This window comes from Rhizobium hidalgonense (assembly GCF_005862185.2).
Taxonomy (GTDB): domain Bacteria; phylum Pseudomonadota; class Alphaproteobacteria; order Rhizobiales; family Rhizobiaceae; genus Rhizobium; species Rhizobium hidalgonense.
In genome coordinates, this window is sequence record NZ_CP054027.1 from 3,126,779 (window position 1) to 3,144,918 (window position 18,140).

The following is an 18,140-nucleotide window of genomic DNA, read 5'->3' on the forward strand; positions in this document are numbered from 1 at the left end:
CTCTTCTCCCGTGAGTGACGGTGGCCTATGTCAATGACAGCAGGATGGCGCCTTCGGAGCCTCCTCATATTCGTCATGGCGGCGCACGAAATTCATCGTGCCGTCCTCGTTGCGGCCTTTCGGCGCGCGATCGAGGATCATCAGGGTGCCGATCAGCTCCTCCGGGCCGCGGGCATAACTCGAATAGGTATGGAAGACCTCGCCCTTGTCGTTGCGGTAGAAAGCGCTGATGCCCGGTAGCTCGTCATTGGCGTCATCAGGCGGCATGGGAGTGAAATTGTAAAAGACCTTGTCTTTGGCAAGATCCTCGGGGCTGAAAGAGACGTGATAATCGAAATTGAAATCGCTGCTGAAGGAAGAGACCCAGGGAAATTGCCAGCCCATGCGGCTTTTGTAGGCGGCGATCTTGTCGAGCGGCGCGCGCGAGACGGCGACCCAGGTGACGTCATGATGGTTGAGATGCGTCAGGGCGCCATCGACGTGATCACACAGGAAGGAGCAGCCGGGGCAGCCGGCATCCCAATGCGGGCCAAGCATGAAATGATAGATCAGCAGCTGGCTGCGGCCGTCAAAGAGATCGGCAAGCGATTTGCTGCCCGCGGGCGTTTCGAAAACATAATCCTTGTCGACCTTGACCCAGGGCAACGCCAGGCGCTGGGCATTGACACTGTCGCGCAGCCGCGTTGCCTCTTTTTCCTTCAGCAGCAGGGCGCGGCGGGCTTCCAGCCATTGCTCACGGGAAACAACTTCATTCTGCATGGATGCGCCCTCCTCCGGCGCCTGCCGGTGAAGCCGGCTCATCTCCTTCTCCTTGACTAAATACATTGATATCAATAGAAATAGAGCATGTCAAATTCGATCGAGATTCCCTTTTCCACGACGCTTCTGGTGCGCGACACCTGCCTGTGCCTGCATGTGCAGCGGGCGGCGCGGGCGCTCGCCCGGCTGTTCGACGATGCGCTGCGGCCGGCCGGGCTGACCAACGGGCAGTTTTCGCTGATGATGTCGCTGAACCGGCCGGAGCCGCCACCGATGGGACCGGTTGCCGCCCTGCTCGCCATGGACCAGACGACGCTGACGGCGGCGCTGAAGCCGCTGCAGCGCAAGGGCTGGGTGATGGTGATGGAGAACCCGAGGGACAGGCGCGGCCGGCTGCTCAGCCTTACCGCCGAAGGCAAGGCTGTGCTGGCGCGGGCGCTGCCGATCTGGATAGAGACACACGCGGCCCTCGACGACAGGCTACCCGATGGCGGTGCGGCGCGGCTGCGGCAGGATCTGCAGGCGTTGTCAGGGAGTGAACCGCCGAAATCTGCTGGGACGTCAAGCCGGCCGCGTCAGGGTGCACGGGAAATGGGCGAATAGGGCGAGTTGAACGTCGCTCTGGGATATTCGAGAAATCTGCCGCCGTTTCCGCCATACACGGCAGTGTGTGCCTGGATGGTCCTGCAAGCCACGGCTTCCGGTTGGCGCCGATGGCGGCCCTCACCCTAACCCTCTCCCCGTAAAACGGGGAGAGGGGACGTGCCCTGCGAAAGGCCAGCGAGGAACGGACAGGTTGCGGCATATCCCCTTCTCCCCGCCTGCGGGGAGAAGGTGGCGGCAACCGGATGAGGGGCTGACCGACGACAGCTTCGCCCGTATTTGCTGTGATCAGGCGACCGTGACCGGAACTTCGGTCGAGGTGCGCATGGCGTGGCTGTAGGGGCAGACGATATGGGCTGCAGCTGCGAGCTTTTCGGCGGTTTCGCGGTCGAGACCGGGGATGTTGACCGTCAAGGCGACTTCGATGCCGAAGCCGGTGCCATCTTCACGCGGGCCGATGCCGACTTTTGCGGAGACCGTCGTTTCTTCCGGAATCTTGACCTTCTGCTGGCCCGCGACAAATTTCAAAGCACCGAGGAAGCAGGCGGAGTAGCCGGCAGCGAAAAGCTGCTCGGGATTGGTGCCGGTTGCGCCGTCGCCGCCAAGTTCCTTCGGAACGGTCAGCGTTACGTCCAGAACGCCGTTTTCGGAAACGGCGCGGCCGGCGCGGCCGCCGGTGGCAGAGGCCTTGGTCGTATAGAGAATAGGCATGACGATCTCCTTTGTTGGCCCTTCGATCGGGTTGGACTTTTAATATTGCACAATTAATTTGTACGCAAGTGAATTTTGCAAATTGCATTTCGAATTCGAAAAGAAGACAATCGCAGCCGCAGGGATGATGAATATGAAAGCGCAGACAAAGACGATGGAGATACCGCAGGAGGAGAAGCGGCTGGAAAAGCAGTTATGCTTCGCGGTCTATGCGACAGCGCATGCTTTCACCCGCGCCTACAAGCCGATCCTCGACAAGGTCGGCCTGACATATCCGCAATATCTGGTGATGCTGGTGCTGTGGGAGCGCGGCGAACTGCCGGTGAAAACGATCGGCGAGCAGCTCGATCTCGATTCCGGCACGCTGTCGCCGCTGTTGAAACGGCTGGAGCAGAGCGGGCTGATCAAGCGCCTGCGCGACTTGCGCGACGAACGCCAGGTAATCGTGTCGCTGACCCCGAGAGGTGACGTGATGAAAGGAGAAATCGATACGATCATGACGGCGATCGGCCAAGCCGCAGGCTGTACGCTCGAGGAAATGGCTTCGATGCGCGACATGCTGCATCGGCTGCGGGGCAATCTCGGTCGGGCCGGCACGGGCGGCGACTGACCGCATCGGCCTGGTTCGCCTAAAAGGGTGTACGCCCGAGGCTTAGGGCCGTTTCACAGCCGCCTTGGCCGGTGACCGGCGTTTCTTTACAGGCGCCGCTTCAGGTGCTGCCTCGGCCTCCTGCTGCAGACGCAACGCCTTCAGCTTTTCCGTCTTTTTGTCACGGGCCGACGCCTCGGCCGCGATGATGGCGCGCGCCGTGTGATCGGTCGCCTCAGCCTTGTCGCGAGAGGAAAGCTTTGCGGGATTGAAGAATTCTCCCTTGGTGGCGGTCATGTGCCCCTTTCTCAGGTGATGGTGGCGCGAGCGGCTGCCCACGCCTTTGCGCGTCTCAAAAGACGCGCGGCGCTGCAATATCAGCGGGCGCGAAGAACCTTCTTCGGCGCCGGCAGCAGGCCTTCGCGCTGCAGCTTCTTGCGGGCGAGCTTGCGCTGGCGGCGAATGGCCTCGGCCTTTTCGCGAGCGCGCTTCTCGGACGGCTTTTCAAAGGCGCTGCGTGCCTTCATTTCCCGGAACAGGCCTTCGCGCTGCATCTTCTTCTTGAGCACGCGGAGCGCTTGATCGACGTTGTTATCCCTGACGAGAACCTGCAAAACGATATCCTTCCTCTCGGCGGCGAAGCCGCGCTGTGATAGTAAAACGGCGGGACTACTTGCCCTTCCGGATGCTCGAAAACTTCAGCCAAGGCTCGGCGCCGCCGGACTTGGCCACCGCCTCGGGAGACGCCCTGGAGGGCGATTCCCCGGTATCTATGTCGGCCTCGGTGATGCGGCGCTCGAAATTCTCCGCATCGAACTGGACGCGATATTGCACATGCCCGTGGTCATTGGGCAAGATGCTGGCAATCCGGCACCGCTTATCGGCTTTCGCCGTGCGGGTGAGCCCCGATTTCAGCACGATCATGTCGCCGATCTGGTAGTTTGGTCTGCCCATTTCAGCGTTCCTTCACTTCTTCGGCTGCTCAACCGGTCCTTCACAACGGCCGGCGATCAAAGCAAAAAGGCCGGGTTGGCACCCGACCTCTTCCAGTCACTCAGCCATTTCTCTGCCAGTAGGTCAGCTCGCTGCCAGTACATCCGTGGTCAGCGCGCCGCCAGCATCTGGTCAGCACAGGCGAATGACAAATCATGCGGCCTGAAGATTGTCGGCCGAATTCTTGCCCGACTTCTTGTCGCGGACGAGATCATAGCGGATCTTCTGACCTTCAACGAGCTCGCGCATGCCGGCGCGTTCGACCGCTGAGATGTGGACAAAAACGTCCGTAGAACCATCATCGGGCTGAATGAAGCCAAAACCCTTGGTGCCATTGAACCACTTGACGACGCCTGAATTCATAACGATCTCCTTTTCAACCGTTTATGTTCGCCTGCGGAAGAATGTCCGACAAGCCGTATCGATGTTGAGAGGATATCTGACGGAGCGCTTCAGCGCGTGGACAAAGGTCGCAAGCAATTCGATACGCACCATGTAGGATATTTAGCGAATTAAGCAATGGTTTTCTGAAAAATAAATCCCTCGCGAGCGCAAAATGGGCCGCTATCCGGGGGAAAAGGGATCGATCCGAGGCAGCCGGGTGACGGCTGCCTCGGTGACATTTACTGCCAGACGACGATCGGCGCCTTTGTCGGAACGCGGTCGTAGAGATCGATGATGTCCTGGTTCATCAGCCTGACGCAGCCCGATGAAACGGCCTTACCGATCGAGCGCCAGTCGGGATTGCCGTGCAGGCGGTAGAGCGTATCCTCGCCATTCGAGAAGATATAGAGAGCGCGGGCGCCGAGCGGGTTCTTCAGGCCCGGCTCCATGCCGCCGTTGTCGATCGAATATTTGACCAGTTCCGGCTGGCGGGCGACCATCTCGTTCGGCGGCTTCCAGCGCGGCCATTTCTGACGCCACTGGATGACACCCGATCCCTGCCAGGCGAAACCCTCGCGGCCGATGCCGACGCCGTAGCGCATCGCCATGCCGTCACCCTGGACGAGATAGAGGAAGCGCGACGGTGTATCGACGATAATGGTGCCGGGCGGCTGACCGGTGGGATCGAGGACGCGCTGGCGATAATAGCGCGGATCGATCTGCTCATAGGGAACGGCGGGGATGAGAAAGCCGCCATCCTCGACAGGGCCGTACATGACGGCAAGCTCTGCGCCACTCGGCACGCTCGACGCCCCCGGCGACTGGAACAGGCGCATCGGCGAACGGTAGATGATCGTGGTATCGCCCGATGTGACCGTATTGGCCGACGAGGCGCAGCCGGTGAGCGCGGAGGCTGCGGTCAATGCCGAAAAGGAAAGAAAGCTGCGGCGGGAAAGATGTCTATCGAAGCTCATGACGCGGGACTGATTTCCTCTGATGCGGGAGCCGGACGAGACCGCGCGTGAGCGGCGATTCGTCCGATGCCGAGAACAACATCAGAAGATCTATCGGCTTGCGCCAAATAAACCATAGCTTCACGCAGACGTGTCCGGCCTTGAGCGAACGATATCAGCAGCGCTGTTGCAGCGCTACATCACAACGATCTCCGCCTTGGCAGGAAGACGGTCATAGAGATCGACGACATCCTGGTTCAGCATGCGCACGCAACCTGACGAGGTGGCCTTGCCGATCGACTGCCAGTCGGGCGTGCCGTGGATGCGATAGAGCGTATCCTGGCCGTCGTGGAATATATACATGGCGCGGGCGCCGAGCGGGTTCTGCAGCCCCGGGTTCATGCCGCCGTTTTCAGCCGAAAAGGCACGAACCTCGGGCTGGCGCGAGACCATCTCGATCGGCGGCGTCCAGCGCGGCCATTTCTGCTTCCACTGAATGACGCCGCGGCCCGACCAGGCGTAACCATCGCGGCCGAGGCCGACGCCGTAACGCATCGCCTTGCCGTTACCTTCGACGAAATAGAGGAAATGCGCCTTGGTATCGACGATCACCGTGCCGGGGCGCTCGGTCGTCTGGTAATCGACTTCCTGGCGCAGGAACTGCGGCTGCACTCGGCTGACCGGGATCGCCGGCAGGGTGAAATCCTCGTCCCGCACCGCGCCATACATCGCCATGTGCACGGGATTGCTGACCGGCAGGCCGTAGGTTTGATGGAACTGGGTCTTGTAGAGTTCACGCGTCTGCGGCACCGGCTGATCGGGGATCGGCCGCACCCGGCGCGGATCGACGCCGGGCGGCTGATAGAAGACCGGCGAGGTTTCCTGGACGAAACGGGCGGGCGAATCGGCGGCGACATCGGGAATGAGGATGTTGCAGCCGCTCAGCGACGCCGCTGCAATGACGAGCCCGGCAATCGGGAAGACCCGGCGCAGAAAATTCATGGAACCACCCTTATCAACGATCGGCGAGACAGCGATATCTGCCGCGACGATGGCATGCGCGGCTGGCGCGAGGCTGGCGTTGGGGAGGAAAAGCCGGGAGCTAATCAAGTTGCCCGAAGCCAAAGCGGCCACACCTCAGGGCCATCCCCACCGCTTAGCCAAAGCTCCTGCGGTGGTGAACGCGGCAGACAGGAGCATCAGCGGTAAAATCCGCTTTGCATACCAGCCATGCTCGGCCGGAGTCATCTTCAGCAAGTCGGGCCGGCCCGCAATGAGCTGAAGCATCAGCCAAAACATAACTGCAAAGGTCACGCCGGCGGCAACGATAAGTATTTTGCCAATCATGATCAGAAACTACAACTTCCGCTAAATTCATCAATCCGACAATGATGTTTAGAGGACGCGGAACTCAGGCCGCCACCCCGTGGAAGAAGCGGATGCTCTGTTCGATCTCGGCAGGCAGCGCCGAGGTGTGATTGCCGGCGACGGTGTCGGTCTCGATGTGAATGCCGGCGGCGCGGGCGCGGCGGGCGAGCAGATCGGCGCGGTCGTTGAAATGCGCCTCTTCCGTACCGTGGACGACACGGACCGGGCATTTGAAGCTGTGGGCGTAACACAGCGCTGACCGCACCTCGAATTCATGCGCGTTGCTGTCGTCGAAGCGGATATCCTGGGGATAGCGGCTGAAGAAACGGAAAGCGTTGGGATTGCCGGAAATCGGCGCGGCGGCGCGGAATTTATGGGTGCTCATCGCCGTCAGCATGGTCAGCGTGCCGCCGATGCTATGACCGGCGATGAACAGGCGCCCGGGATCGACGCCCGGCAGATGTGCCAAGCGCTCGGTGGCGGCAAGTACGTCGTCGACCTCATCGTAGAAGCCGGAGAAATTGCCCATCTGGCCGTTTTCGCCGCGCAGCGACGGCATCATCACGACGTAACCGGCATCCATATAGGGCTTCATCAATTGCCAATGGCCGGTGCCTATGGCGTTGCCGCCGTGCAGAAAGAGCACGGCCGGCTTGGCCGCGCGCTCGCGCTTGTATTTCGAGACCCAAGCGGCCAGTTCGAGCTCGCCGTAGCCGGAGCGATAGAAGATCTTGTCGGCGTCGGCAGGTGCCGTCAGCGGCTCGTATTTGTCGGGCGCCGGGCCCTTCTGCAACAGCTTCGTGCGGAAATGGCTGCGGGCCTTGGCGTAGTCGTGCTTGGCAAGGCGCGGCTCATCCGGAACATCGAAGGCGGCGGCCATCCGCGGCAGGACCAGTGCGCCGGCAAGACCCGCCAGCACGGCACGGCGTTGGCGGAAAAAGGAATTTTGTTCATGCGAGCTCATAACGCATCACCCAAATCATTTTCCCGGCACACAAGATTTGCACCGGAAGATCGTCATCGCCAATACACATCCTATTGAAATTTTGGCACTGCGTCATTGTTGCGCAGGGGGATCGGAGATTACTCCGGCTTGGCGTCGATCATGGCGATCAGCGTGCGCAACCGATCGGCCTCGTAGGTGGGTTTGTCGGGGCGAAGGCGGGCGATGCGGGGAAAGCGCATGGCGACCCCGGATTTGTGCCGACTCGAGCGGTTGATGCCTTCAAAGGCCACTTCGACGACGAAGCCGAAATCCTTGTCGGCGCGCACCGCCCTCACCGGCCCGAAACGCTCGGTGGTATTGTTGCGCACGAACTTGTCGAGCACCTCGAGCTCGGCATCGGTGAAACCGAAATAGGCCTTGCCCACAGGCACCAGCTGTTCGCCGTCCTCGTCATCGGCCCAGACGCCAAAGGTGAAATCGGAATAGTAGCTCGAGCGCTTGCCGTGGCCGCGCTGGGCATACATCAGCACCGCATCGACATTATAGGGATTGCGCTTCCATTTGAACCACGGGCCTTTCATCCGGCCGGCCTGATAGATGCTGTCGCGCCGCTTGATCATCACGCCTTCGATGACCGGAGCGGGCGGCGCGGCGCGGAGACGGTCGAGTTCGTCCCAGGATGAAAAAGGCACGAGCGGCGAGAGGTCGAATCGGTCGTGGGGCGCGCGGTCGATAATCTCGGCCAGCCGGTCGCGGCGATCGACATAGCTGCGGCCGCGAACATCCTCCTCATCATCGAAGAGCAGGTCATAGGTGCGGATGAAGGCGGGGTAGTCGGCCAGCATCTTTGCCGTCACCGTCTTGCGGTTCAGGCGCTGCTGCAGGTCGGAGAAGGTGCGGGTCGGGCTGTTGGAGCGGGCAGTGCCGCCGACCAGCAGCTCGCCGTCGACGACACCGGAAAAATTGATCGCGTCGAGGACATCCGGAAAGGCGCCCGAAATATCGTCGCCGGAGCGGGAATAGATCTTGCGCCTGTCACCGGAGCGGGACAGCTGGACGCGGATGCCGTCCCATTTCCATTCGGCGGCATAATTGGCGGGATTGAGAGCGTTAAGGTCCCCCTCCTCCACCGCATTGGCGAGCATGACCGAATGGAAGATCGCCGGTGTGGCCAGCACCGGCTTTTCGCCGCCGCCCGCCAGCCATTCGAACAATGTCTCGTAGGGCGGCTGCAGGCCGTGCCAGAGCGTTTCGATCTCGGTGACGTCCTTGTCGCCGAGATCGGCCAGCGCCTGTTTGGCAAGACGGGCGGAAACGCCGATGCGCATGGCGCCGGTCGCCAGCTTGATGAAAGCGAACCGGCCCGATGCATCCAGCCGGTCGAGCAGGTCGCGGACGTAGCTGCGCACCTCGGTGCGGCCGAGCGCATTCATGCCGGCGACGACCTCGCCGAGACGCGGCTGGGAAAGGGCCGAGCGGTCGATATCCCGCTCATTGTCCCAGACGAGCGAGATGGTTTCGGCGAGATCGCCGACATAATCGTAGGAATAGCGGAACAACACCTCGTCCATGCGCTCCAGCACCAGTTCGCGCAGCATGGCGGGCTTGACGTTGCGCACCTCCAGCGTGCCAGCGATGGCGGCAAGGCCGTAGCCGCGGTCGGGGTCGGGCGTATCGCGGAAATAATCGGTCAGCAGCTTCAGCTTGCCGTTGCGGCTGGGGGTCAGCACCAGGCGGTCGAGGAGGTCGGCGAAGGCTTTCATGTTGGCCACCAGGCTTGGGGAGGCCCAATGCGTGCTCCCTCATTCCGGCGCTCGTCACAGGAATCCAGTGCGCCCAAGTCCTTGGGCGCGGGAAACTCTTTGACGTTGCATGAGTCATTCACCGCGCCGACGCGCGGTGGCTGGATTCCTGTGACATCCCTCGGATCAAGTCCGAGGACAGGAATGAGGGACCGAGAGGTGGGCGTCGCTGCCATCTCCAAAGTGGCGGCAAGGTCGGCTAGAGAGGGGTTTTCACGCAGCAAGCAGCTCATCTCAATCCGCCTCATCCTCATACCCCACCAGATGCAACGGTTTCGCCTTTATGCCCTGCAGCTGGCACCAGCGCACCAAGGCCTCCTCGCGGCCATGAGTCACCCAGACCTCGGCCGGGTGCAGCTCGCGGATGGTTTCGGTCAGTTCAGGCCAGTCGCAATGATCTGAGATGACGAGCGGCAGTTCGACGCCCAGCTGTTTGGCGCGCTGGCGCACCATCATCCAGCCGGAGGCGAAGGCCGGTAACGGCTCGTTGAAGCGGCGGGCCCAGCGGTCGGCGAAGGCCGAGGACGGGCCGATGACGACCGCGCCCCTGAAGGCGGATTTGTCACGGCTTTCGATCGTTGCCGGCAGCAGCTCGCCGAGATCAATGCCCTCGCCGACATAATAGTCGCAGAGCCTTTCCATGGCGCCGTGGATATAGATCGGTTCGGCATAACCGGCATCGCGCAAGAGCCTGATGACGCGCTGGGCCTTGCCGAGCGCATAGGCGCCGACGAGATGGGTGCGCTCGGGAAATTGCCGGAGCGAGGCCAGCAGCTTGCCGATCTCGTCCATCGGGTCGGGATGATGGAAGACCGGTAGGCCGAAGGTCGCCTCGGTGATGAAGACATCGCAGGCGACCGGCACATAGGCGGCGCAGGTCGGGTCGGGGCGGCGCTTGTAGTCGCCGGAGACGACGATGCGGGTACCGTTCTTCTCGATGGCGATCTGCGCCGAGCCGAGCACGTGGCCGGCCGGATGAAAGCTCACCTTGACGCCGTTGATCAGCAGTTCCTCGCCGAAGGCGGCAGCCTGCTCGCTGACGCAGAAGCCCTCGCCGTAACGAAGGCGCATGATCTCGAGCGTCTGGCGGGTGGCCAGCACGTTCACATGGCCCGGCCGGGCGTGATCGGAATGGCCGTGGGTGACGAGCGCCCGTTCGACAGGCCGCACCGGATCGACATAAAAGCCGCCCTCGGGACAATAGAGCCCTTCGGGGGCGGGATAGAGCAGCGCATCAGGTCTCATAAGGCTAGAGATAGCGGGGAATGGACGCGAGGCCAGTGGGCGCGATCATCAAGGGAGCCTGTCGAGGAAGGACAGCGCGGCGGCGTTGAATTCGGCCGGCCGCTGCAGCGGCGCGAAATGGCTGACGCCTCTGAGATATATCATCTCGGCGTCCGGAATGCTGCGGGCAAGATATTCGGCATGCTCCGGCTTGATGAATTCGTCGTGCTCGCCGAGCACGATTGCCACCGGCACGTGGATGCGGCCGAGGTCGGCGGCCTGATAGTTCGGCTCCGTGCGCATCATCAGGCTGACCGCCTCGACGAAGGAATTGAAATCGTCCGGCGTGGCCGACAGTGCCGCATAGTCCTTGGCGTGGCGGCTGAAACAGCGGTCGATGACCGGCGTCGGAACGAATTCCAGCGTGCCGCTCGGATCCATGTTGCAGGCGAAGAAGAAGACGCCCTCGACACGTGACGGCGCCGTCGCGGAGAGGATCAGCGCGATGCAGGCGCCGTCGCTCCAGCCGATGAAGGCTGCCTTTTCCAGATGCAATTCGTCCATAACCGCAAGGACGTCGGCGGCCATCAGCTCATAGCTATAGGGACTGATATCGCGGGTGCTGCGGCCATGGCCGCGGCTGTCGATCAGCACGACGCGGCGGCCGCTGTCGATAAGCGCCTGGAGCTGGTAGCCCCAATTGCCGCTATGGCCGAGGCCGCCATGCAGCAGGATGACGGCAGGGCCGGCCCCGTAGCTCGCATACCAGATGCGGGCGCCGTCGCGTCCGACATGGCCTTCAACAGAAGCCGGCGGCAAGGCGGCCGCGCCGTGTTCTTCGAAACGGATGAGCTCGTCGTCGTGCGGTTCCATAGCGGCATCTTCTCCTTGGAATAGACTCCGGCGTAGAAAAGCCTGAAAACAGCCCAAGAACAACCAGAATCGCTTTCTAGCTGTTGCGCCCATCTATGCAACCAGGAGGGGCGACATTGGGCAGGAAGCTTTTTTATTGCGCCGGGGCAATCGCGCTCGCCGCGGCCGGCATCTATCTCAACAACACCAGCCTGCTCGCCGAGCATCGTCCAGGAAAGCCTGTGCTGCTTGCCCATCGCGGCATTGCCCAGCGGTTCGACGAGACCGATCTGAAGAACGACACCTGCACGGCCGCCCGCATGCTGACGCCGAAACATGATTATCTCGAGAATACCATCCGCTCGATGCAGGCAGGCTTTGCAGCCGGCGCCGATATTGTCGAGATCGACGTGCATCCGACGACAGACGGCGCATTCGCCGTCTTTCACGACTGGACGCTCGACTGCCGCACCGACGGGCACGGGGTCACCCGCGAGCATTCGATGGCTGACATGCGCAAGCTCGACATCGGCTACGGTTATACCGCCGATGGCGGCAAGACCTTTCCCTTTCGCGGCCGCGGTGTCGGCATGATGCCGACGCTGGCCGAGGCGCTTTCGACCTTTCCGGATCGGCGCTTCCTCATCAACGTCAAGAGCCGCGATCCTTCCGAGGGCGAAAAACTCGCCGCCGTGCTCAACGGGCTTCCGGCCACACGGCGGGCCGACATCATCGTCTATGGCGGCGACGAGCCGATCGATGTCATCCGTCGGCTGGTGCCCGAGATCAAGACCGCCTCGCGCAAGAGCCTGAAAGGCTGCCTCACCGGCTATATCGGCTATGGCTGGACCGGCGTGCTGCCGGATGCCTGCAAACACGCGATGATGCTGGTGCCGATCAACATTGCGCCATGGCTCTGGGGCTGGCCAGACCGTTTTCTCAACCGGATGCAGAATGCCGGAACCGAGGTCTTCGTGCTCGGCCCCTATCGCGGCAGTAGGCCGCGCGCCCGCAGCAATGCCGGGATCTCCTCCGGAGAGACGGGCTTGGAGAAGCGGAAACCTTGCGCCTCTTCGCAACGCGCGTGACGCAGGAAATCCATCTGGGCGTCGGTTTCCACACCCTCGGCGAGAACCGAAAGCTTCAGCGTCTGCGCCAGCGAAATCACCGCCGAGGCGATGGCGACGGCGGTTTTGTCGCCCGGCAGCGCCTCGACCAGCGAACGGTCCATCTTCAGCCGGTCGAAGGGGAAGGTCTTCAGCGCCGCGAGGCTCGAATAGCCGGAGCCGAAATCGTCGATCGACAGCCGAACGCCGAGCGCCCGCAGCTGTTCCATCATGGCAAGGGCCCGTTCGGCATCCTGCATCACCACGCTTTCGGTGACCTCCAGCTCCAGCCAGCGCGACTGCAGGCGATGGCGCTCCAGCGCCTCGGCGACGTGGCTCGCAAAATCCAGATCGGCGAACTGCTTGGCCGAAACATTGACGGCGACGGTCAGCGGCGGCAGGCCCATATCCTGCCAGTGGCGGGCCTGGCGGCAGGCCTCGTTCAGCACCCAGAGGCCGAGGGGAACGATGAGGCCGGTCTCTTCGGCGAGCGGGATGAAATTGATAGGTGGCACCCTGCCCTTGGCCGGATGGTTCCAGCGCACCAGAGCCTCGATGCCGGTGATGCGGCCGCTGGCGACATCGACCTGCGGCTGATATTGCAGGAACAGCTGGTCGCCGGTGATCGCCTGGTGCAGTTCTTCCTGTTCGCCGAGCGGCATTCCCACCGGCGTGCCACCGCCATCGTAATGCTGCAAGGTGTTGCGGCCGAGCTCCTTGGCGCGATACATGGCGCGGTCGGCATTGGCGAGAAGCTCTTCCGAGGTCGCGCCGTCGAAGGGGAAGGCGGCAACGCCGATGCTCGAGGTAACGGCGATTTCGCCGCCATCGCTGGGGATCGGCCGGTTGATCGCCTTCTGCAGCTCGCGCAGGCGGCGCGTGATGCCGGCATCGTGGCTCGACTGGTGAACGAGCACCACGAGGAATTCGTCGCCGCCGAGACGCACCACCATATCGGAGGCCCGGACGCTGTTGGCCATGCGGGCGGCGATCTCTTTCAGCACCTCGTCGCCGGCGGCATGGCCGCGGCCGTCGTTGATGTCCTTGAAATTGTCGAGGTCGATATAGGCGACGGTGACCTTGCGGGTGTGGCGCCGGGCCTGGTCGAGGATATTGGCCAGCCGCTCCTTCAGGAAGGCGCGGTTCGGCAGGCCGGTAAGATCGTCGTGATGGGCCATGAAATGGATGCGATCGTCGACACGTTTGCGCTCGATGGCGATGCCGGCAATGTGGGTGGCGAGCGCCACCAGCTTCATCTCATGCTCCGTCGGGCGGCGGACTTCCCTGGAATAGAGGGCGAAAGTGCCGAGCACATTATTCTCAGAGGTGGCGATCGGGGTCGACCAGCAGGAACGGAAGCCGAAGGGCGCGACCAGCGCGCGAAAATCCTCCCACAGCGGATCGCTCATCACGTCCTCGACGATCACCGTCTGGCCACGCCAGGCGGCGGTGCCGCAGGAGCCGACCTTGGGACCGATGGTAACGCCGTCGATCAGCCGGCTGTAGCCGCCAGGCAGGTTGGGGGCAGCGCCGTGATAAAGCCTGGTGCCCTCGCCGTTCAGCAGCAGCACCGATCCGTCGATGCCTGTCAGTTGCGCCTCGATCATCAGCACCAGCGCCTCGAGGATCATCGGCAGCGGCTCGTTGCGGGCGATCATTTCGAGCAGGTTCGCCTGCTCGCGATGGAGATCCTCCTGGCGCTTGCGTTCGGTGATATCACGGGAAACGCCGATCAGGCCGACGACCTCGCCGCGATCGTTGCGCAGCGGTATCTTCGAGGTCAGCCGGCATATCGGCCTTTTTCCTCCGGGAAGGACATAGCTTTCCTCCATATCGATGCAGGCTTGCCCCGTCGCCATGATCTGTTGCTCGATATCGAAATGGTGGCGCGCCGTCTCGAAATCGAACAGATCGAAATCACGTTTTCCGGTGATCAGCGCAGCGCTCTCCAGGCCGAGGCTGCTGGCGGTGACGGCGTTGGCGAAGACGAAGCGGCTGTCACGATCCTTGACATAGAGGAAATCCGGAAGTTCGTGGACGATTGCCTTGAGGCGCAGGTTCTCGATGCCGTCGGAGAGGTGATGGGCGGTCGAGGCCATCATCGCCTCCGTCGCGGCGACGATCCGCCGCGTTTCGGCCGACAGGGCATCGGTCGATTCCCATCGCCTGGCACTCGGTTCGTACATGCTGCCATTCTCCCCGGTGGGCCGAAGGCCCACACCCCGCACAATCACCGCATAATATTCCCTTCAAAGTAGTCCCCATTCCCTTCGGCTTGCTTAAATGAAAGGGTGAACAAGGCGACAAGATCGGCGGCGATATCCTGCCCTTGGCGGGGGCTACAACCGCAATTCCGGCCGCCTGCGCCAGAAAGAGACAGGCGCGTCTGGCACGTTTTGTGCTACCGAGGCGCTATGAGCAGAGAATTCGGAATGCCGTCACGCCGCGACATGCTTTTCTTTCTCGCAGCCGCGGCGGTTGCGGGAGGTTCAGCGCCGCGCGCGATTGCTGCGCCGCTGGCGGCTGCCGGGCAACCGGATCTGCGCGGCGCAATCGGCGCGGTGGAATATCGCGCCATTCCCGAAAGTGGCGACCGCAAGACCCGCAACCTGCAGCAGATGATCGAACAGGCGGCGCGCGAAAACGTGCCGGTCTACCTGCCGCCTGGCACCTACAAGGTTTCCAATCTCACCCTGCCCGACAATACCCGCATCACTGGCGTGCCCGGCGCCTCGCGCATCGTCTACACCGGCGAAGGTCACCTCTTCTCTGCGGAGAACCTGCGCCGCATCGAGCTTTCCAACCTCGTCATCGACGGCGGCAACCGCTGGCTCGGCGATTATGCCGGCGGGCTCGTCCAATTTACCGGCGTCGACGAGGTGCTGATCGACAATTGCGAGATCGGCGGCAGCCGCAAACACGGATTGCAGTTGGAGCGCTGCGGCGGGCGGATCGAACGCAGCCGCATTTCGGGTGCGGCCCAGGCCGGGCTTTATGCGGTCGATTCCGCCAATCTGTCGGTCACAGGAAATACGATCACCGATTGCGGCAATGGCGGCATCCTGGTGCATCGCTGGAACAAGGCAGAGGACGGCACGGTGGTTTCCGGCAACCGCATCTCCAACATCCGCGCCAATGACGGCGGCACCGGCCAGAACGGCAATGGCATCAACATTTTCCGCGCCGACGGCGTGATGGTGGTGAACAACCACATTTCCGACTGCGCCTTTACGGCGATCCGCGCCAATTCGGCCTCGGACATCCAGATCAGCAACAACCAGTGCCGGCGCTCCGGCGAGACGGCGATCTATGTCGAATTCGCCTTCGAGGGCGCCGTCGTTTCCGCCAACATGATCGACGGGGCGGCGAACGGCATCTCGATCGCCAATTTCGACGAGGGCGGCAGGCTGGCGACCGTCATCGGCAACGTCGTGCGAAACCTGACACTGAAAGGCCCCTACAAGCACGAGGTCGGCTTCGGCATCGGTATTGCGGCAGAGGCCGATACGCTGATCTCGGGCAATGTGATCGAAGGCGCACCGCGCTGGGGCATGCAGATCGGCTGGGGTCCCTATCTCCGGAATGTCGTCGTCAGCGGCAATGTGGTGCGCCAGGCGCCTGTGGGATGCGCCGTTTCGGTCGCCGATGGCGCAGGCACCGCCGTCATTACCGACAACGTCTTCCAGGAAACTGCCGAAGGCGCCGTTCTCGGCTTCCAATGGGAAAAGAAAGTGTCGGACGAGATGGCGGGCGGCGGCGCGCCTTACAAACAGCTGACCGTCGAGCGAAACCGCATCTCCTGACGGGTATCAAAAGCTTTTATCGTCCCATCAGCGGCAAGGACTTTTCCGCAGCCGCTGCGGCCTCTACCCTGCCCGGCAGTTGCATCGAGGGGATAAGAAATGCTGACAATCTACGGGGTCTATCGATCGCGGGCATCGCGCGTCTACTGGATGGCGGAGGAGCTCGGGCTCGAATTCCGCTCGGTGCCGGTGCTGCAGGCAAGGCGGCTCGCAGACCCGCTGGCAGCAGAAGCGCCACTCAATACGCAATCCTCCGATTTCGCTGCCGTCAACCCGATGGCGCAGATCCCCAGCATCAAGGACGGCGAGTTCGCCATGCACGAATCGCTGGCGATCAATCGCTACCTCGCCCGCAAACAAGGCGGGCCGCTTTCCGGTCAAACCGTCGAAGAAGACGGATTGCTGACCATGTGGACCGTCTGGGCCGCCGCGCAGGTCGAACCGGAGACGGTCAAAATCGTCCTGACCTATGATAACGGCCTCGAAAACAGCGATGAGGGCAAGCAGGTGATTGCCGTCGCCTGCCGCGCATTGCGCCGGCCGTTTGCGGCTCTCGAAAGCCACCTTGCCGGCCGGCAGTGGATCGTCGGCGATCGCTTCACCGTCGCCGATCTTAACATTGCCGAGGTGCTGCGCTACGCCCAGAGCGAGGCGGCGCTGTTCGATGCGCATCCGAACGTCAAGGGCTGGATCGAACACTGCCAGTCACGCGCCGGCTATAAGGCAATGCAGGCAAGCCGAGCCAGGGAACCGATCGAGGTGTGAGTTACCGGAAAAGGGTCAATGTGCCGGCCATTTCCTCGCGGATCCAAGCCTTGAAATCCTTGACCTTCTTCGGTTCGCGCGTGCCTTCGGCAGTAACGAAGTAGTGACCGAAGCCGGTGCGCGCGCGAATGCCGAAGGGCGCCGCTAGCCGGCCTTCGGCGAGCGCGAAGGCGGCAAGGGTCTGCCAAGCAAGCATGACGCCCTGGCCGGCGATCGCCGCATCGAGACAGAGCGAGGCATCGTTGAAAACGTGGCGCGTCGCAAGCGTCGCGCCTGACAGCCCCGCCTCGCGCATCCAGACTTCCCAGGTGAACATGGCAGGGCCATCGATGATCGCCGGCAAAGCGAGGATATCGGCAGGCTCTTTCAATTGCGCCGCCATCTCGGGCGAACAGACGGGAAAGACCTCCTGCTCCAGCAACAGTTCGGCTTTCACGTCAGGCCATTTGCCGGCACCGACTCGGATGCCGATATCGACGTCGCAAAGGGCTGGATTGACGAGGTTGCTGGTTGCATCGAGCCGCAGCTTGATGTCGGGGTGACGCTCGGCGAAACGATCGAGGCGGCAAACCAGCCAGCGGGCAGCGAAAACCGGCGCCACCGAAATGGTCAGGATCGTGTCGTCCTTGCGGTTTGCGATCGACACCGCTGCGGAAAGACGGGCAAAACCCTCGTCGAGCGCCAGGAGCACCGGCCGGCCGGCTTCGGTGGCGATCATTCCCCGGGCGGTGCGCTCGAACATCACCTGGCCGAGTTGGGCTTCGGTCTTGATGACCTGCTGGCTGACGGCGCCGACCGAGACGCCGAGCTCGTCGGCGGCTGCCTGCAGCGAGCCGAGACGACCAACGGCCTCCAGCGCCCGCAGGCCGTTGAGATGGACGGAATTGAGGTTCTTCATATAGTTTTTCTATAGCAGCGCCGCCGTAATCTCAATTGAAAATCCGCCTGCAGAAGCCGACATTGCAAGCATCGGCAATCCCGCTTGAACGCTGACCGTCAGCGAAGCTGGGATGGAACAAATCGGCGTCAGCCGCCTGCGGTCACGATCCCGCACCGTTGGAGAAAGCGAGGCATGCCATGTCGTTGCTGAAGTATTTCTTGAAGCCAACCCTTGCCATGGGCGGTGTCGACATCGCTCCAACCTGGAAAGACGACCCGCTGAGGCATCCCGAGGTCGAGCGCATGTCGCTGCGCGAAATCGCCGATCTGCCGCTGGGTGCTGAGACCGGTTTTCTTGCCGAGGGGAAGCCGCCGCTGGCGAAATGCGCGTGAATTCATGCTA

The 18,140-nt window shown here is 62.4% G+C and carries 21 protein-coding genes; 6 read left to right on the plus strand and 15 right to left on the minus strand.

The window, feature by feature from the left end; all coding sequences use genetic code 11:
• Positions 1–30 precede the first annotated feature (30 nt).
• Complete coding sequence (locus FFM81_RS15120; RefSeq protein ID WP_003569521.1) at positions 31–759, minus strand: DUF899 domain-containing protein; 729 nt, start codon at positions 757–759, stop codon at positions 31–33.
• A gap of 87 nt (positions 760–846) precedes the next feature.
• Between FFM81_RS15120 and FFM81_RS15125 the strand changes: the two genes are divergently transcribed.
• Positions 847–1,362, plus strand: coding sequence for a MarR family winged helix-turn-helix transcriptional regulator (locus FFM81_RS15125; RefSeq protein WP_003569523.1), 516 nt, complete (start codon positions 847–849; stop codon positions 1,360–1,362).
• A 288-nt stretch (positions 1,363–1,650) separates the two neighbouring features.
• On the opposite strand, the gene FFM81_RS15130 is transcribed toward FFM81_RS15125, so the two are convergent.
• A complete protein-coding gene (locus FFM81_RS15130) occupies positions 1,651–2,073 on the minus strand; it encodes an organic hydroperoxide resistance protein (protein ID WP_003569525.1) in 423 nt (140 codons plus the stop codon).
• A gap of 124 nt (positions 2,074–2,197) precedes the next feature.
• On the opposite strand from FFM81_RS15130, the gene FFM81_RS15135 reads away from it, so the two are divergent.
• Positions 2,198–2,683, plus strand: coding sequence for a MarR family winged helix-turn-helix transcriptional regulator (locus FFM81_RS15135; protein WP_037092439.1), 486 nt, complete (start codon positions 2,198–2,200; stop codon positions 2,681–2,683).
• 42 nt (positions 2,684–2,725) lie between these two features.
• Here FFM81_RS15135 and FFM81_RS15140 read toward each other — a convergent pair whose 3' ends face one another.
• From FFM81_RS15140 to FFM81_RS15190, 11 genes are all read right to left on the minus strand, one after another.
• On the minus strand, positions 2,726–2,959 hold the full coding sequence (locus FFM81_RS15140) for a hypothetical protein (RefSeq protein ID WP_003569530.1): 234 nt from the start codon (positions 2,957–2,959) through the stop codon (positions 2,726–2,728).
• An 80-nt stretch (positions 2,960–3,039) separates the two neighbouring features.
• The gene (gene rpsU / locus FFM81_RS15145; RefSeq protein WP_003569533.1) at positions 3,040–3,276 is read right to left on the minus strand and encodes a 30S ribosomal protein S21; all 237 of its coding nucleotides are present in this window, start codon (positions 3,274–3,276) and stop codon (positions 3,040–3,042) included.
• A 55-nt stretch (positions 3,277–3,331) separates the two neighbouring features.
• Complete coding sequence (locus FFM81_RS15150; RefSeq protein WP_003569535.1) at positions 3,332–3,616, minus strand: hypothetical protein; 285 nt, start codon at positions 3,614–3,616, stop codon at positions 3,332–3,334.
• Between the two features lie 192 nt (positions 3,617–3,808).
• Positions 3,809–4,018, minus strand: coding sequence for a cold-shock protein (locus tag FFM81_RS15155; RefSeq protein ID WP_003546468.1), 210 nt, complete (start codon positions 4,016–4,018; stop codon positions 3,809–3,811).
• A gap of 260 nt (positions 4,019–4,278) precedes the next feature.
• Positions 4,279–5,013 carry a L,D-transpeptidase family protein gene (locus FFM81_RS15160; protein ID WP_138384744.1) on the minus strand — a complete coding sequence of 245 codons (735 nt, stop codon included), beginning with the start codon at positions 5,011–5,013 and terminating at the stop codon, positions 4,279–4,281.
• 174 nt (positions 5,014–5,187) lie between these two features.
• On the minus strand, positions 5,188–5,994 hold the full coding sequence (locus tag FFM81_RS15165; RefSeq protein ID WP_037092441.1) for a L,D-transpeptidase: 807 nt from the start codon (positions 5,992–5,994) through the stop codon (positions 5,188–5,190).
• 135 nt (positions 5,995–6,129) lie between these two features.
• Positions 6,130–6,339: a hypothetical protein gene (locus FFM81_RS15170; RefSeq protein WP_025415639.1), complete on the minus strand. Its 210-nt coding sequence runs from the start codon at positions 6,337–6,339 to the stop codon at positions 6,130–6,132.
• Between the two features lie 64 nt (positions 6,340–6,403).
• Positions 6,404–7,324, minus strand: coding sequence for an alpha/beta hydrolase family protein (locus tag FFM81_RS15175; protein WP_003569540.1), 921 nt, complete (start codon positions 7,322–7,324; stop codon positions 6,404–6,406).
• 119 nt (positions 7,325–7,443) lie between these two features.
• Complete coding sequence (locus FFM81_RS15180; protein ID WP_138384743.1) at positions 7,444–9,069, minus strand: cisplatin damage response ATP-dependent DNA ligase; 1,626 nt, start codon at positions 9,067–9,069, stop codon at positions 7,444–7,446.
• A 273-nt stretch (positions 9,070–9,342) separates the two neighbouring features.
• Positions 9,343–10,353 carry a ligase-associated DNA damage response exonuclease gene (locus FFM81_RS15185; RefSeq protein WP_003569544.1) on the minus strand — a complete coding sequence of 337 codons (1,011 nt, stop codon included), beginning with the start codon at positions 10,351–10,353 and terminating at the stop codon, positions 9,343–9,345.
• A gap of 48 nt (positions 10,354–10,401) precedes the next feature.
• The gene (locus FFM81_RS15190; RefSeq protein ID WP_138384742.1) at positions 10,402–11,205 is read right to left on the minus strand and encodes an alpha/beta fold hydrolase; all 804 of its coding nucleotides are present in this window, start codon (positions 11,203–11,205) and stop codon (positions 10,402–10,404) included.
• Between the two features lie 116 nt (positions 11,206–11,321).
• Here FFM81_RS15190 and FFM81_RS15195 point away from each other — a divergent pair, with 116 nt between their 5' ends.
• Positions 11,322–12,272, plus strand: a complete 951-nt coding sequence (locus tag FFM81_RS15195; protein WP_246401104.1) for a glycerophosphodiester phosphodiesterase family protein — start codon at positions 11,322–11,324, stop codon at positions 12,270–12,272.
• Here the strand turns inward: FFM81_RS15195 and FFM81_RS15200 are convergent.
• Positions 12,170–14,476: a sensor domain-containing protein gene (locus FFM81_RS15200; protein WP_138384741.1), complete on the minus strand. Its 2,307-nt coding sequence runs from the start codon at positions 14,474–14,476 to the stop codon at positions 12,170–12,172. The genes FFM81_RS15195 and FFM81_RS15200 overlap by 103 nt on opposite strands.
• Before the next feature lie 246 nt (positions 14,477–14,722).
• Between FFM81_RS15200 and FFM81_RS15205 the strand changes: the two genes are divergently transcribed.
• Both FFM81_RS15205 and FFM81_RS15210 read left to right on the plus strand, forming a co-directional pair.
• Positions 14,723–16,093, plus strand: coding sequence for a TIGR03808 family TAT-translocated repetitive protein (locus FFM81_RS15205; RefSeq protein WP_025415634.1), 1,371 nt, complete (start codon positions 14,723–14,725; stop codon positions 16,091–16,093).
• 99 nt (positions 16,094–16,192) lie between these two features.
• Positions 16,193–16,858 (plus strand): glutathione S-transferase family protein, encoded by a 666-nt coding sequence (locus FFM81_RS15210; RefSeq protein WP_138384740.1) that lies wholly within the window; start codon positions 16,193–16,195, stop codon positions 16,856–16,858.
• A gap of 1 nt (position 16,859) precedes the next feature.
• Here the strand turns inward: FFM81_RS15210 and FFM81_RS15215 are convergent, their stop codons facing one another.
• Positions 16,860–17,756, minus strand: a complete 897-nt coding sequence (locus tag FFM81_RS15215) for a LysR substrate-binding domain-containing protein (protein ID WP_025415632.1) — start codon at positions 17,754–17,756, stop codon at positions 16,860–16,862.
• Between the two features lie 179 nt (positions 17,757–17,935).
• Between FFM81_RS15215 and FFM81_RS15220 the strand changes: the two genes are divergently transcribed.
• Positions 17,936–18,130 (plus strand): hypothetical protein, encoded by a 195-nt coding sequence (locus FFM81_RS15220; protein WP_025415631.1) that lies wholly within the window; start codon positions 17,936–17,938, stop codon positions 18,128–18,130.
• The last annotated feature ends 10 nt before the right edge of the window (positions 18,131–18,140 follow it).

Excerpts from the sequence above, each read along its gene's own strand:
- FFM81_RS15140 (WP_003569530.1), bottom strand. The coding sequence starts at position 2,959 with ATGACCGCCACCAAGGGAGAATTCTTCAATCCCGCAAAGCTTTCCTCT.
- FFM81_RS15175 (WP_003569540.1), bottom strand. The coding sequence starts at position 7,324 with ATGAGCTCGCATGAACAAAATTCCTTTTTCCGCCAACGCCGTGCCGTG.
- FFM81_RS15165 (WP_037092441.1), bottom strand. The coding sequence starts at position 5,994 with ATGAATTTTCTGCGCCGGGTCTTCCCGATTGCCGGGCTCGTCATTGCA.
- FFM81_RS15130 (WP_003569525.1), bottom strand. The coding sequence starts at position 2,073 with ATGCCTATTCTCTATACGACCAAGGCCTCTGCCACCGGCGGCCGCGCC.
- FFM81_RS15150 (WP_003569535.1), bottom strand. The coding sequence starts at position 3,616 with ATGGGCAGACCAAACTACCAGATCGGCGACATGATCGTGCTGAAATCG.
- FFM81_RS15205 (WP_025415634.1), top strand. The coding sequence starts at position 14,723 with ATGCCGTCACGCCGCGACATGCTTTTCTTTCTCGCAGCCGCGGCGGTT.
- FFM81_RS15155 (WP_003546468.1), bottom strand. The coding sequence starts at position 4,018 with ATGAATTCAGGCGTCGTCAAGTGGTTCAATGGCACCAAGGGTTTTGGC.
- FFM81_RS15190 (WP_138384742.1), bottom strand. The coding sequence starts at position 11,205 with ATGGAACCGCACGACGACGAGCTCATCCGTTTCGAAGAACACGGCGCG.
- FFM81_RS15200 (WP_138384741.1), bottom strand. The coding sequence starts at position 14,476 with ATGTACGAACCGAGTGCCAGGCGATGGGAATCGACCGATGCCCTGTCG.
- FFM81_RS15125 (WP_003569523.1), top strand. The coding sequence starts at position 847 with ATGTCAAATTCGATCGAGATTCCCTTTTCCACGACGCTTCTGGTGCGC.
- FFM81_RS15135 (WP_037092439.1), top strand. The coding sequence starts at position 2,198 with ATGATGAATATGAAAGCGCAGACAAAGACGATGGAGATACCGCAGGAG.
- FFM81_RS15170 (WP_025415639.1), bottom strand. The coding sequence starts at position 6,339 with ATGATTGGCAAAATACTTATCGTTGCCGCCGGCGTGACCTTTGCAGTT.
- FFM81_RS15120 (WP_003569521.1), bottom strand. The coding sequence starts at position 759 with ATGCAGAATGAAGTTGTTTCCCGTGAGCAATGGCTGGAAGCCCGCCGC.
- FFM81_RS15180 (WP_138384743.1), bottom strand. The coding sequence starts at position 9,069 with ATGAAAGCCTTCGCCGACCTCCTCGACCGCCTGGTGCTGACCCCCAGC.
- FFM81_RS15210 (WP_138384740.1), top strand. The coding sequence starts at position 16,193 with ATGCTGACAATCTACGGGGTCTATCGATCGCGGGCATCGCGCGTCTAC.
- FFM81_RS15220 (WP_025415631.1), top strand. The coding sequence starts at position 17,936 with ATGTCGTTGCTGAAGTATTTCTTGAAGCCAACCCTTGCCATGGGCGGT.
- FFM81_RS15160 (WP_138384744.1), bottom strand. The coding sequence starts at position 5,013 with ATGAGCTTCGATAGACATCTTTCCCGCCGCAGCTTTCTTTCCTTTTCG.
- FFM81_RS15185 (WP_003569544.1), bottom strand. The coding sequence starts at position 10,353 with ATGAGACCTGATGCGCTGCTCTATCCCGCCCCCGAAGGGCTCTATTGT.
- FFM81_RS15215 (WP_025415632.1), bottom strand. The coding sequence starts at position 17,756 with ATGAAGAACCTCAATTCCGTCCATCTCAACGGCCTGCGGGCGCTGGAG.